Source organism: Streptomyces sp. NPDC005402, assembly GCF_040606575.1.
Classification (GTDB): domain Bacteria; phylum Actinomycetota; class Actinomycetes; order Streptomycetales; family Streptomycetaceae; genus Streptomyces.
Genome location: NZ_JBEXFB010000030.1, coordinates 47959 through 60109, shown reverse-complemented (window position 1 = coordinate 60109; position 12151 = coordinate 47959). Strand labels below are relative to the sequence as shown.

Sequence of the window (12151 nt, the reverse complement as noted above, 5' to 3'; positions counted from 1 at the left end):
AGGGCTGGCGGTGTAAGCGCGGATCAGCGGGCGCGGGCGCTGCTGCGGGCGACGGGCACGGCGGGAGCCGGGTGCGCGGTCCGGCCCGCGGCGCGGCTCGGCGCGGACGCGGTCCAGGCGCCGGGGAACCAGACGGCGGTGTACTGCTCGATCGCGTCGCGCAACCCTGTGGTGACGGCTCCCTCCCACGGTGGCCGGCCGGGACGGTGGTACGTGCCGAAGGTGCCGTACTGCTGGGTGTTCGGCCGGGTGTTGTGTGCTTCGTCGCGGCGGTGAAAAGTTCCGTGGTCCACGAAGCTGAGCGCCACCGCATCGATTTCGCCGCGGTCCGGGTGGACGACCGCCACACGCAACCCGCCATAGGTGTCCGCGTAGATGGTGCGGCTGAAGTCGATCCGCAGCCGCAGGGGCGTGCCCGGGGTCGGGGCGGCGTAGTAGGTGTTGCCCACGACGGCGTGATCGTGGAAGGGGAGGCACAGCTCGACGAAGAACTCGGGAGCCTGCAGGGACAAGAGGGGTCTCCAGTAGGGGTCGGTCTGGTCCTACCGGCGTGGACCGGGCAGGGCCGGTCGGCTGGTGGTGCTCCAGCGCGGGACGCTGGCCGCAGGAAGCGCGGCCGGGCGGCGGGACGCGACGGCCCGCTGCACGTCGAGCGGGCTGGACGCCGGCGGTCCGGGCGGAAGGATCGGGGTGAGCTGGGCCATCCCCTTGATGTAGCTGAAGCTCTCCTGACGCCAATGGAGCAGCGGAGCCGGATCGGCGACACACTCGGTGACGGCGGTGAGCAGGGCGACGGGGGTGTCGGTGCTGGCCGTGGCGTACCAGACGGGCCGGTCAATGGACTTGCCCGCCCACAGCTGCCAGCGGGCGTCCCGCGTCGTCAGCTCGGCTTCGGGATCGAGGTCGCCGGTGGTGAACTCCATGCCGGCGAGTCCGTCCGGGGCCTGGACCGCGAAGACGCCCCAGCGCGGGCGGTCGATCTCCCAGCCCTGCTGCAGGAGGGGGACGACGGCGAGAAAGGGATCGTGCTCGCCGCTTCCGGAGATCGGCCGGGCGAGGTAGGCGTCCGGCCCCTGCTTGTACACCGTGGCGAGGACGGTGGTGAACGCCTGGACGAACTCGGTGGGGACGCGGTCGTTGAAACAAACGCCCCACGCCGGCGGCGCGAACGAGTCCTTGTAGGCGTTGATGCGCCAGAGCCCGTCGTCCTCGCCTTCGGGCAGGTAGCCCAGGCGCACGCGGCGGTCGAGGGCGGTCACGTACACGTTGCCGAGGTCGTCGTGCTGGAGATCCCAGCCGAGGTCGAGCAGCGGGGTGAGGGCGGGATCGCCGGTGTAGGTGGCGGAGGCGAGATGGCGGGGGGAGACGTAGACGTCGCCGTCGAGCGCTTCGGTGTCGGGCACGAATGTCCTGGGGTCGGGGTCGGGGTCGTGGTGGGTGGTGCGGCATGCGGATCAGGAAGAAGGGTTGTTGGCCGGGGCAGGCAGCAACTGCTGTTCCAGATCTGCGGGTTGACCGGTGTAGTGCAGGGGGCGCAGGCCCAGCTCGGCGGCGGCCCAGCAGTTGTCCTCGCGGTCGTCGACGAACAGCACGCGAGCGGGGTCGGCAACGCCGGTGGCGGCCAGGGCGTGTTCGTACGCGGCCGGATCGGGCTTGCACAGGCCCAGGCGGGCGGAGTACAGGGCATCGGTCATCAGCTCGCGCCGCCAGTCGGTGGCGTCCAAGGCGTCGCTGAGGTGGGCCGGGGCGTTGGAGAGCAGCACCATCGGCAGCTCCGCGGCCCGGGCGCGGTACAGGATGTTGCGCATGCGCGGGTCGGTGCGCATCCACATGGCGGTATCGGCGGCGCGCAGGGTCCGCAGCCACCGCGGGCCGGGGTGATGTCCGAGCACCTTGGCCCAGTAGGCGAGATCGCTCAGCTCGCCTGCGTCATAGGCGTTGCGGGGTGCCCAGAAGGCGTCCTGGAAGGAGGGGAGGCGTCGGTCGGGCCACTCAGCGAGGTCGGCCAGGCGGGTCCACATGGCAGTCATGGGTTGCAGACCGAGGACACCGTTGTAGTCGAGGATCAGAGCGTCCACGCCGGTCGGGGAGGAGGCGGTGCGAGTCAAGGGGTCGTTTTCTCCAGGGCTTTGGGGGCGAGGGTGGCCACGGCTGCGGCGAGGAGGGCGGGCACCAGCAGCGCGTGTGGCAGGGCGGTGACGGTGGCGAGGGCGCCGATGAGAGCGGGGCCGGCGAGCAGACCGACGTAGCCGGTGACCGCGACGGTGGCGACCGCGCGGGGCCCGCCGGCGCCGGCGGCGGTGATCAGGCTGGGGATGGTGACGGACAGCCCCAGGCCGAAGGCCGTCCAGCCGAGCAGGGCAAAGGCGATGGTGGAGCCGGCCAGTCCGGTGGCGAGGCCGAGCGCGGCCAGGACCGCGCCGGTGCGCACGACGGCGGACGCGCCGAAGCGGACGGTGAGCCGGTCTCCGGCGAGGCGACCCGCAGCCATGGCGGCGCTGTAGAGGCCATACGCCGCGGCGCTGGCCGCGGCGCTCGCGCCGAGGTCGTGCAGGTGGACGGCGGCCCAGTCGGCAGCAGCTCCTTCGCCGAGCAGGGTTGCCGCCGCCAGCACGCCCAGCAGCCACAACCGGGGCCGGGACAACCCCTCGCGTTCGCCCACACCCTGTGCAGCAGGGTTGCGGACGGGCTCGAGTCCAGAGCTTGCGAGAGTCCGGGTAAGAGCTGTCGTGGCGCCTGCCGCCGCGGCGGCGCTGACTGCGACGCCGGTGAACAGAACGGTGTGCGCGGTGTGGGCGGTGACCGCGGCCAGTGCGGCGCCGGTGAGGGCGCCAAGGCTGTAACTCGCGTGCAGCCGGCCCATGATGGGGCGGCCGTGTGCGTCCTGGCAGCGGACCGCTGCGGCATTGGCTGCGACATCGAGGACGCCGTGCGCGATGCCGAAGGCGAACGCCGCCGCCAGGAGGCTCTCCAGACTGCGGCAGATCCCGAGAATGGCGAGGCAGGCGGCGAGCGCGATGGCGCCGCCGGTCAGCAATGCGGGCAGGCGGGCCGGGTGGGCGAGGCGTCCGCCAGCCTGGAGCCAGGCGACCATGCCGAGGGCGGCGGCCAGCAGGACGAGGGCAAGACCGCCGGTGCTCACCCCGGCGGTGTTCTGGACGGCGGGCATGCGGGCACCGAAGACGGCCATCACCACACCCAGTCCGGCCAAGTACCCGGTCAGCAGCTGGCGGCTGTGCGCCAGCTCTGGCGCCGCGATCGAGTTCACGCCGCGTGCTCCCTGCTGGTCAGGGCCGCCGGCGGGCCCGGGGCAACCTGGACGTCGAGGTTGCGGTACGCCTGCTGGGCGCGGGCTTCGGCGACGGCGGCGGTTGGCCCGGTGGTGATCAGGAAGCCGATACGGGCGGTGTACAGGTCGCCGCCGTCCTGGGGCAGCACGAGCTGGTCTCCGGGCTGTCGCTGGAAACGCACGCGCTCCACTCCCCCGACGGGTTCCTTCAGGCGGCGGGCGGTGAGGGTGCCGGAGTAGGCGGGGTAGATGATGCGGATCGCCGCGGCCTGGGCGCGAGTGGGCGTCAGGTCCGGGGCACGGCCGCAGGCGACGTCGGCGGCGGCCCGGGCGAGGTCGATGCCGGTGGCGAGGCGGACGAGGTGGCCGATCATGTCGCCGCCGACGCGGGCGTTGACCTCGATCAGCCGGGGCCGGCCGTCCACGAGGCGCATCTCGACGTGCTGCACGCCGTCTGTGATCCCCAGGGCCTTGACCGCGGCAGCAGCGATTGGGGCGACCTGGGCCAGGAGCGGGTCGGTGGCATCGACGGTGTGGCCGGTCTCGTCGAAGTACGGGGCGGGGCCCAGGTGCTTGCGGGTCACGGCGACCGCGGTGGTCTCGCCGTGGTGGGTGACGCACTCGACGGAGACTTCCGGCCCGTCGAGGTACTCCTCGACCAGGACGCCGGTGTCCTCGCGGCTCCGCTGCGCGCCGGCCGAGGCGAACGCGAACGCGGCGGGCAGCTCTTCGGGCCGGTCGACGCGGATCACGCCGATGCTGCCGGCGAACGCGGCGGGCTTGAGGACGGCGGGATAGCCCAGGGTCATCGTCGCCAGGCCGGCCTCCAGCAGGGTCTGCGCCTTCATCGACGCGGCCGACGGCACCCCGTGGCGGGCGAACAATGTACGGGCGGTGGCCTTGTTGCAGCAGCCGCGCATCACCTCGACGGAGGGCGAGGGCAGACCGAGCGTGCGAGCAAGGCGGGCGGTGGGGACGAGGTTCCACTCGTCCCAGGTGACCACGCCGACAAGGCCGTGGCGCTCGGCCAGGGCCCGGCCGGCAGCAAGCAGGGCGGCAGGGTCGGTCAGGTCTACGACGGCGTGGTCGACGATGAACGGCTTCTCCCACGACGGCTCGGCGCCGGTGAGCAGGACGACGTCGTACGCGGCGGCCACCTGCTCAAGGCAGTAGCCGCGATAGGTCTCGTCGCCGGGGGAAACGACGAGCGCGAGAGGGCGAGCGGACAAGAAGGGGTTCTCCGTATCGGTGGACGGCAGGACGCGAGGAGAGAGGGGTGTCTCAGGCGGCACGGCGGCGGCGCAGCTCGAACACGCTCGCCCAGTGGGGGTGGTCGTCGATCAGGCGGCGGGCGTAGAGGGCGGTGAAGTTGTTGTTCAGTCCGGCGACGCCGTATGGGAGTTGGCGGCGCAGGTCTTCGAAGAGGTCCTTGAGGCTGATCCGTGTGTTGCCGGCGGCCAGGCGGCGGGCGGCCATACCTTCCAGCGCGCGGTAGACGTGCGGGTTGTGCGCGTCGAAGGCGTGGAACCCTTCGGTGATGGTGCGACCGCTCGCGCGGTGCGTCCCGAGGACGGCGGTGGGCATGAGGTTCGCCACAGGCTGGGGGAAGCCGCGACAGGGTCAAGTGCGCAGGGCGGGATCGGTGCGCAGGCGGGCGAAGGCGCAGAACAGGCCGAGGGCCTGCAAGGCGGCGCACGCGGTGATGACGTGGCCCAGCGCGTCGGGCGGGGTGAGCGCGGTGAGCACGCCAGCGATCGGGAAGGGCAGCAGGAGGATGAGGATGGTCGCCGACAGAGTGCTGCCGAACGCCTCCGGTGGGATCAGGCGGGAGCGCAGAGTGCGCAGGACGACTGTCATGCCGCCGTCTGCCGCCATGAGGACCGCGACCAGGACCAGGTAGGACAGGTAGTCGGGTGCCTGGCCCGCGGCGAGACAGGCGAGCGAGGCGAGGGCGGCGCAGGCGGCACCGACCGGCCACAGGCCGAGGCGGTCGAGCGCGAACCGGCAGAGGGTGACGGCCAAGAGGGTGGCCGCAGCAGCGGCGGACCAGACCAGGCCGACGGCAGTGGTGGACTCCCCGAAGTGCTGGATGACGATCACCGGGCCAGCCGCTTGGAGGAGCCCGGTGGCCAGGTTGGACAGGGTCAGCCCGGTCACGAGCCAGCCGAGCGCGGGAAGCGAGCGGATGGTGCGCCACCCAGTGAGGAGTCCGGCGCCGGTCTGCCCCTTCGGCGCGCGGGCCGGGGCGGCGGGCGAGAGAGGTGTACGCAGGGCGAGCAGCGCGGCGAGCAGCGAGAGCACGGCGATCACCGCGAGCATCGGCGGCGGCCCGGCGAGCAGAAGTATCCCTGCGAGGGCTGGGCCAGACAGGGTCGCGCTCTGATCGATGCCGAGCAGGACCGCCTGGACGCGGTGGGCCCGCGCTCCCGCTCGGCGGCCGGCGGCGGCGCCCGCGGTCTCGGCCGCGATGTAACTGAACTCGGTGAGCACGCCGGTCGTCGCCGCAAGCACCATGACGGTCGCGCTCGCGACAGTGCCGGACGGGTACAGGTGGAGCAGGACCGCGCCGACGGCGAGGGCCAGCGCGCGCCCCAGGCAGGCGAGGGGGAAGACGACGGCCGCCCCGCGCCGGTCGACGATCGAGCCGGCCCACCCGAACGCCGCCAGCCGCGGGATCCATTCCAGGGCGAACGCCGCTCCCGTCAACGCGGCGGAGCGCGTGGTGGCCAGGACCAGCAGCGGGATGCCGTAGGTGGACATCGCGAACGCGAGAGCGTCCGCCGTGCGCGGCACGTAGATGCTGCGCATCAGCCCGGCGGTGTGGCCTGCACGCCGGGGTGTGACCGCTGCGCTCACGCGGTCGGCTCGGGCTCGGGCACCCGAGTGATCTGCGGGTTGTCGGCCAGCCACTGGATCAGCAGAGCGCGGGGATGGGCAAGGTCCGCCTCGGCCTCGTCGCTGGGCAGGCGCGCGGCGGACGGCCGCGAGAAGCCGTCGGCGCGCTCGGTCGCGGGCGAGGGCGCCAGGAGGTCGAGGACGTGGCGGATGCGAGTGCTGAACTCGCAGACCGGTGCCGGGTAGGCGTGGCGTCGGGCCCAGCGCGCCGCCGCGTCGTACAGGTCGGCCAACTCCGAGCCCGACTCGGTGAGTTCCAGACCGGCGCCGGGCGCGAGACGGACGAGGCCGTGCGCGCGGGCCGTCTCGGTCGCGCGGCGCAGTTGGTGCGAGGAGAGATCGGGGAGGGTGCCGGCCAGCCGTCGCGGTGGTATCGCTCCGTTGTCGTCGATCTCGGTGACCAGGCGGATCAAGGGGCGCGAGGCCAGCAACTCGATGGCGTTGCGTACTTCGGCAGGGATGAAGAGGGTGGTCATCGGCGCGGGCCTCCCGCCTGGATGGCTGCCTTCGGGCGGGCGGTCGTGGCGTGGGAGAAGAGATCGCGGTGGTGCCAGGCCGGAGAGGACTCCCCCGTCCGGGCCTGCGGGAGGGCTTCGGGGGCCGGCCGGGGCTGGCTGCTGACCCACGGTTTCGGCGCGGGCTTCGCCTGCGGGTGCCCCCAGATGGGGTGTTGGGCCCCTTGGTTGAGGGGCTGTCCGGCGGACCATGCGGACAGGGCGCCGAGAACGGGGCCAAGGCCGTGGCCCGCCGCGGACAAGCGGTAGGGCTGTCCGATGCCGTCGGTGTCGACCAGGCCGTCGGCGACAAGCTGCCGCAGCGGCGGGTACACGTTGGTCCAGTCGCTGCTGGGCATCACGATCCTGGCCAGGGCCCGCCCGCTGACCTCCTCGCGGGACTTGAGCACCCACAGGAGGGCGGCGGCGTGCCGCCGGGTGAGCAGGGTGAGGCTGTCCTCGATCTGCTCGATCGCGGGCAGCGGGTGGTCCGCCTTCTCCAGGTGCTCCTCGGCCCAGGTGACGATCATCGGCAGGACCGGCAGCAGGGCAGAACCACGCTCGGTGTGGCCGTAGGTCACATGCCGTGCGGTGTGTTCGGTGCGCTCGACGAGACCGGCGTCGCACAGTGACGTGAGCTTGGGATGGAGCTGGCCGTTCTGCAGCCAGGACACCTTGGCCGCCAGCTCGCTGTAACGCAGCGGCGGGCCGGAGAGTGCCAGCAGGATCCTCACGTTCCAGCGCGGGGTGATCATGGCGAGGGCCTCGGTGACCCGGGCGATGTCGGCGTCGGTGTCAGGGGGCAGAGCGGTGATGGCCAAGGGAGGAACTCCTGGGTGAATGAAGGGGGATCGCCTGCGGTCAGCGGCTGTGCGCCGAGCTCTGAGCCGGAAGGGGCGGAGCCGGTAGCGGCGGCGAGGGCGCCGGTGGGGAGGGCGCTGGGGCCGGGCCGCGAGCCAGGCTCTGCAGAACGGCGGCGACCGACTTGGCCTGGACGTCACGGACGGCGACTGCTTCGGCGAGCCGGCGTGAGCCGTCGAGAAGGTGGGAGACCTCGTGCCGGCCGATCTGCCGCTCGGGGTGAATGAGCCGGGCGAGATGGTCACGGTGGAAGTCGATGCTGCGCTCGGCGAGGGCGAGGTCGTCGTGCATGCCGAGCAGGGCGGAGAGCATGCCGGGCGGCTGATCCTGGGCGTGGGCTTCGAGGTCGGCGAGCGGCGCGCCGTACAGGTCCTCGATCCGTCCGGCTATCTCGGTAGACGTGAGCTGAGACAAGCGGGGGCTTTCACGGTCGGCGGGCCCGGGCCGCCCCGGCACGTGTGGGTGCCGGGGCGGCGGACAGGGGCAGGGTCGCGGTGGCCCTGAGCTGCGTCGTTCGGACAGGCCGGGCCCGCTGGTCGGGCGCAGGCATGGTGCGCAGCAACTCGCCGAGGGCTGCACGGTAGCCGTCGCGGGCATCGAGCGCCGCCTCCAGCCACTGCGCGTCGAAGCGGAGCTGGTCCGCCGACAGCTCGCCCATGTCGCGGTCCGGATCCATGTCCGCGTGCACGCGGTCGCGGACGCGGGCGACCTGCTCCTCGGCCAGAGCCAGGAAGGAGCGCAGCTCCAGGGCCCGGGCGAGCGCGGCAGAGGCGTCGGGACCGGCAGCCGCCTCGTACAGCTCGGGGACCGGGTTCCCGAAGACCTTCTGCAGATCAGCGTCCATGGTGCTGGTCTTGAACCGGCTCATCGGACGGGCCTTCCCGCCCGCCATGCCGACGCCGGCGCGGGTGTGGTCGCGGGACGGTGGGGAGCGCTGATTGGCACCGCAGGCCCGGTGTGGATGCGAAGGCGGGCGAGCCGTTCAGCGGCGAGCTCCTTCTTGCCCGGAGCGTCCGGGTCGAGGAGCCACCGCACGACCAGGGCCCGGCCGTCGCGTGTGGCGACGGCCGCGTTCACGCGGTGAGCGAGGCCCATCGCCGGGTCGTCGACCTCGCTGGGCTGTGTGTCCAGCGCGGCGAGGAGATCGTCCTCCGCGCTGTCGAGTACCAACTGGGCCTCGACGAGAAGGCCGTGCCACTTGACGACATCGGTGGCGGCAGGATTCGCGGCCGGCGCGGCGGCGACTGCGGCCTTCAGCTGATCCATGTCCATGGCGAAGCGCGCTTCGATCCGTTCGGTGAGCACGCCCACGACATCCTCAGCACCATCGGATATGCCGTCGGACACAAGGAAACTCCTGTTCTGGAAAGGCCGATGCCTAGGGGAATGCGAGGGGACGTCCGTACCCGGCGACTCAGCCTTATAGGGGCACCTGCTGGATTCCTGTCAGTCCAGGCACATCCGGGTGTCGCGGTAGACGTAGGTGCCGGAGACCCAGCCCTTGACGCCAGTGGTCCGGTCGGTGATGTAGAGCCAGTTGCCGCTCTTCTTGTGCACGGTGAACTTGTGGCTCTTGTAGAGCACGCCGACCGCGGTGGACTTCGAGCTGGCCTTGGACCGGATGGTCACAGCGGATGCGTGGACCTTGTACGGCAGCGGCGGCAAAGACGAGCAGCTGCTGGCGGTGGTCGCGGATACGGCGGTGGGGGCCGCGCTGGCGGTGGTAGCGGACAGCACCGGCAGAGCGAGTGCGCCGAGCATCGCCGCGGATATGGCAATTCGGGTGGAGCGCATGCGGAAGAAACCTCCGTGAAGGCATGGGGATTGCGTGGATTGGCGCCGCGGGGTTGTCCCGGGGGCTGTATAAGAGTCCGGAGAATCGCCGGTTTGGCTAACCGGCGATCGTCGGCTATGTTGCGCCGCGCCCGGTCGGATCGGGCGTTTAGCGCGAGCGGCCGGGCGGGCGCGGAGCAGGGGCCTTCGGCAGAGTGGCCGGGCGGGTTGCTGCCGTTGCCAGGCGGACCGGCGGCAGAGGGCCGGCTTCGCCGGTGAGCCGGTCGTTGCACCACTGCAGGGCCTCGTCGGCCGTGCCGAAGCCGCCCTCGCGCAGGGTGTGGGTCCAGGCGTCGGTGTCGACCTCCTCGACCACGACACGGAACGGGCTGGAGGCTCGCTCATCCAGGGCGCGCAGGGCTACAACGGTGACCATGTCGTCCGGGTCGTCGCGGGTGTAGGAGTAACCCATGGCGTAGTGATCGCCGTCGCCTGCGAGGCGTCGCTCCAGCGCTCGCGTGGCCTCATCCGCCGGCCGTGGGCCCAGTTCGGGGTCGAGGCCGATGGCATCGTGGGGGCAGCCGCGGTGGATGAGCCAGGACTGCGCCATCGCGGGCAGCGGCAAGGGGGCCTGGTCGAAGGTGAACGTCTTGTGCTCGTAGTCCCGTTGCACATGTACGGCGAGCACCTGCGGCAGGCCGGGGTGTTCCCAGGTGGCGGTGCGGTCGAACAGGACGTAGTAGCTGTGTGCACCGTCGTGGTGTTCGACGAGGGGGACGAGCATGTCCTCGTGGACGGCGACCTTGCGGTAGAAGTCGAGGTACTTCTCCTCGTCGGCGTCGAGATCGTCCAGATCGAAGTCGACTTGGGGGATGGACTTCCGGACCGGCGCCGGTTCGGTGGGAGACAACAAGGGCCTTTCGGTGGAGTTCAGCGCCGCTGCGCCGGGGTGGACGGCGATACACCCGGGCGGGCCGGGAGCTTCGGCGCCTGCGTCGTGGGCGTTCGGCGGGCGGCGAACAGCGCGGCGCGTCCGGCATCGGTGAGTGCGACCGGCTGCCCGGCGTGTATGGGATGGCCGGTGTCCCGGACGACCAGGCCGGCGGCCTCCAGCCGCTGCAGCTTGGCGTGAGGGATGCGAGTCCCGGAGGCAGCGGTGACGGACTTCCGGCCGGTCAGTAGGTGTTCGTAGAGCTTGGCGCCGCCGGCGATGGCGAGCAGCGCCGCCTGGTCGTCCGTCGAGAGCGGACTCGCGCCGTACGCCGAGGCCGTCGCGGCGGCCTCGATGGGCTCCAAGGCGGCGATCACCATCCGGGCAGCGGCCTCGTGGGCAGCGGTGGCCTCCTCCAGGTGGTCCACGGTGCGGTCGATGCGCGTGAACAGGGCGGCATCGACGTCGAACTCGCCGCTCGACAGACGGTTTAGGAGCTTGAGGTAGAACACGACACCCGTATGGGCCTTGGCCAGCTCGCGGTGTCGGTCGACCAGGTGGGCGTGGGGCTCGTCGAGGACACCGCGGTCGCGGTAGGCCCACAGCGTGTCGATGTCGTGGCCGGTGGCGGCTTCGAGGCGATGGTCGAGCGGGGAGACCGCACGCCGACCTGGTGTCGGCGTGGGTTCAGGAGGCATAGGCAACGCTCCGTGCGTTCAGCGGGTGTGATGGTGCGCGGGGTTCTGGGCGGGACGGGGCAGACCCGGCAGTGCGGTGGGCGGCTGGCCGGGCCGGGGCACGGGAGTGCGGGTGGTCAGCTGCGGGGAACGGGAGCGGGCCGCGTGGGTGCGGGCGCTCAGCGGCCGGCGTGCCATCCCCAGGCGGCGGCCGACCTCGTCGTAGACGTCATTGCCCGCACGCGGCCGGATCGCCACGACGTGGATATCCTTCGGGTGTGAGCATCCCGGGGGCCCCGGGCGGACGCCGTAGACGACGCGCCAGTCCTTGCGGGAGTCCACGAACAGCTTCCGGAAGCCCTCCAGGTCACCGTCCAGGCGTAGTCCGAAGCGTTGCGCGTTCACGACGTCCTGCAGGTAGGCGAGGGTGAGGTCGCGGATATCGCTGGGAGCCTGGAGGAGATCGGTCAGCGCGCGGGGGTCGAAGCTCAGTCCGAAGGCGGGCTGTCCCGCTCCCGCGGTCATGACGTCGGCTCGTCCGGCTCGGCGGCCTCCGCCGTGGACACCGTCTCCGTGCGCACGGACGGCGGCGGGCCGGGCAGAAGACGGTGTGCGGGCCGATCGGGGGAGGTCATACAGGCCGACAGCGGCCCGCCCGGTGCGCGGATCGCCGCAACGGCGTGGGTGAGAAAGTCCCGGTGCCACACGAACAGGCCGCTCAATCCGGCCTCAGGGTCCTTGTGCTGCTGGTACGCAAGCCACAGGGCGTGGAGCCAGGCCACGACATCGTCGTGCTCCTGCCACTGCAGGCACCAGGGCGCCGCGGTTGTGACCTCCGCCCCGTAGACCGGGAGGAAGAAGTCGTCGACCCAGTCCGACAAGGCGTCGAGTTCGTCCTCCCGCTCCTCCCCGTCGAGTTCCAGGATCGGGCGGGGCTCCGGCGGAGCCGCGGCAGGCGGCCCGCCGAGCCCCGGCATGCCGAACGCGGCGAACGGCGATCCGCTCGGCTCTGGGGCGGACGCGAGGTGGTCGAGTTGCTGCGCCTGTTGCGCCGACTGCTCCATGAGCCGTCGGACGCTCGCCTCGATTCCCTCCAGCTGCGGATCGGGTATGCGAACCGGCTCCAACTCCCCATCGTCAGACGGTTTTGCTGATTCGGGCATGAAAAAGTTCGGCCTCCTACGAGACGCGGAATGAGAGAAAGGCAGAAGCGCGACGCGCGGGCCGGGCA

17 protein-coding genes are annotated in these 12151 nt (G+C 71.8%); all 17 read right to left on the bottom strand.

What is annotated here, in order from left to right; translation table 11 throughout:
• Window positions 1–23 precede the first annotated feature (23 nt).
• The 17 genes from ABZT02_RS39350 to ABZT02_RS39270 all read right to left on the bottom strand — a co-directional run bounded on the left by ABZT02_RS39350 (window position 24) and on the right by ABZT02_RS39270 (window position 11984).
• On the bottom strand, window positions 24–512 hold the full coding sequence (locus ABZT02_RS39350) for a hypothetical protein (protein WP_356026683.1): 489 nt from the start codon (window positions 510–512) through the stop codon (window positions 24–26).
• Window positions 513–542: 30 nt separating this feature from the next.
• Window positions 543–1403: a DUF317 domain-containing protein gene (locus ABZT02_RS39345; protein WP_356026681.1), complete on the bottom strand. Its 861-nt coding sequence runs from the start codon at window positions 1401–1403 to the stop codon at window positions 543–545.
• A gap of 51 nt (window positions 1404–1454) precedes the next feature.
• Window positions 1455–2108 (bottom strand): HAD family phosphatase, encoded by a 654-nt coding sequence (locus ABZT02_RS39340; RefSeq protein WP_356026679.1) that lies wholly within the window; start codon window positions 2106–2108, stop codon window positions 1455–1457.
• Window positions 2105–3268, bottom strand: coding sequence for an MFS transporter (locus ABZT02_RS39335; RefSeq protein WP_356026677.1), 1164 nt, complete (start codon window positions 3266–3268; stop codon window positions 2105–2107). Before ABZT02_RS39335 ends, ABZT02_RS39340 begins: the two co-directional genes overlap by 4 nt.
• Window positions 3265–4518: an ATP-grasp domain-containing protein gene (locus ABZT02_RS39330; RefSeq protein WP_356026675.1), complete on the bottom strand. Its 1254-nt coding sequence runs from the start codon at window positions 4516–4518 to the stop codon at window positions 3265–3267. Before ABZT02_RS39330 ends, ABZT02_RS39335 begins: the two co-directional genes overlap by 4 nt.
• Before the next feature lie 52 nt (window positions 4519–4570).
• Entirely contained in the window at window positions 4571–4873 is a 303-nt protein-coding gene (locus ABZT02_RS39325; protein ID WP_356026673.1) for a hypothetical protein, read from the bottom strand.
• 36 nt (window positions 4874–4909) lie between these two features.
• The gene (locus ABZT02_RS39320) at window positions 4910–6145 is read right to left on the bottom strand and encodes an MFS transporter (RefSeq protein ID WP_356026671.1); all 1236 of its coding nucleotides are present in this window, start codon (window positions 6143–6145) and stop codon (window positions 4910–4912) included.
• Complete coding sequence (locus ABZT02_RS39315) at window positions 6142–6660, bottom strand: regulator (protein WP_356026669.1); 519 nt, start codon at window positions 6658–6660, stop codon at window positions 6142–6144. Before ABZT02_RS39315 ends, ABZT02_RS39320 begins: the two co-directional genes overlap by 4 nt.
• Entirely contained in the window at window positions 6657–7499 is an 843-nt protein-coding gene (locus ABZT02_RS39310) for a winged helix-turn-helix transcriptional regulator (RefSeq protein WP_356026667.1), read from the bottom strand. The genes ABZT02_RS39315 and ABZT02_RS39310 overlap by 4 nt, the downstream gene beginning before the upstream one ends.
• A gap of 40 nt (window positions 7500–7539) precedes the next feature.
• Window positions 7540–7953, bottom strand: coding sequence for a hypothetical protein (locus tag ABZT02_RS39305; RefSeq protein WP_356026665.1), 414 nt, complete (start codon window positions 7951–7953; stop codon window positions 7540–7542).
• A gap of 10 nt (window positions 7954–7963) precedes the next feature.
• Window positions 7964–8407: a hypothetical protein gene (locus tag ABZT02_RS39300; protein WP_356026663.1), complete on the bottom strand. Its 444-nt coding sequence runs from the start codon at window positions 8405–8407 to the stop codon at window positions 7964–7966.
• Window positions 8404–8886, bottom strand: coding sequence for a hypothetical protein (locus ABZT02_RS39295; RefSeq protein ID WP_356026661.1), 483 nt, complete (start codon window positions 8884–8886; stop codon window positions 8404–8406). Before ABZT02_RS39295 ends, ABZT02_RS39300 begins: the two co-directional genes overlap by 4 nt.
• Before the next feature lie 99 nt (window positions 8887–8985).
• A complete protein-coding gene (locus tag ABZT02_RS39290) occupies window positions 8986–9300 on the bottom strand; it encodes an SH3 domain-containing protein (protein WP_356026777.1) in 315 nt (104 codons plus the stop codon).
• Window positions 9301–9481: 181 nt separating this feature from the next.
• Window positions 9482–10225 (bottom strand): hypothetical protein, encoded by a 744-nt coding sequence (locus ABZT02_RS39285; protein WP_356026659.1) that lies wholly within the window; start codon window positions 10223–10225, stop codon window positions 9482–9484.
• A 17-nt stretch (window positions 10226–10242) separates the two neighbouring features.
• On the bottom strand, window positions 10243–10941 hold the full coding sequence (locus ABZT02_RS39280; protein WP_356026657.1) for a hypothetical protein: 699 nt from the start codon (window positions 10939–10941) through the stop codon (window positions 10243–10245).
• 18 nt (window positions 10942–10959) lie between these two features.
• Window positions 10960–11445, bottom strand: coding sequence for a hypothetical protein (locus ABZT02_RS39275; protein WP_356026655.1), 486 nt, complete (start codon window positions 11443–11445; stop codon window positions 10960–10962).
• Complete coding sequence (locus ABZT02_RS39270; protein ID WP_356026775.1) at window positions 11442–11984, bottom strand: DUF4913 domain-containing protein; 543 nt, start codon at window positions 11982–11984, stop codon at window positions 11442–11444. Before ABZT02_RS39270 ends, ABZT02_RS39275 begins: the two co-directional genes overlap by 4 nt.
• Between the last annotated feature and the right edge of the window lie 167 nt (window positions 11985–12151).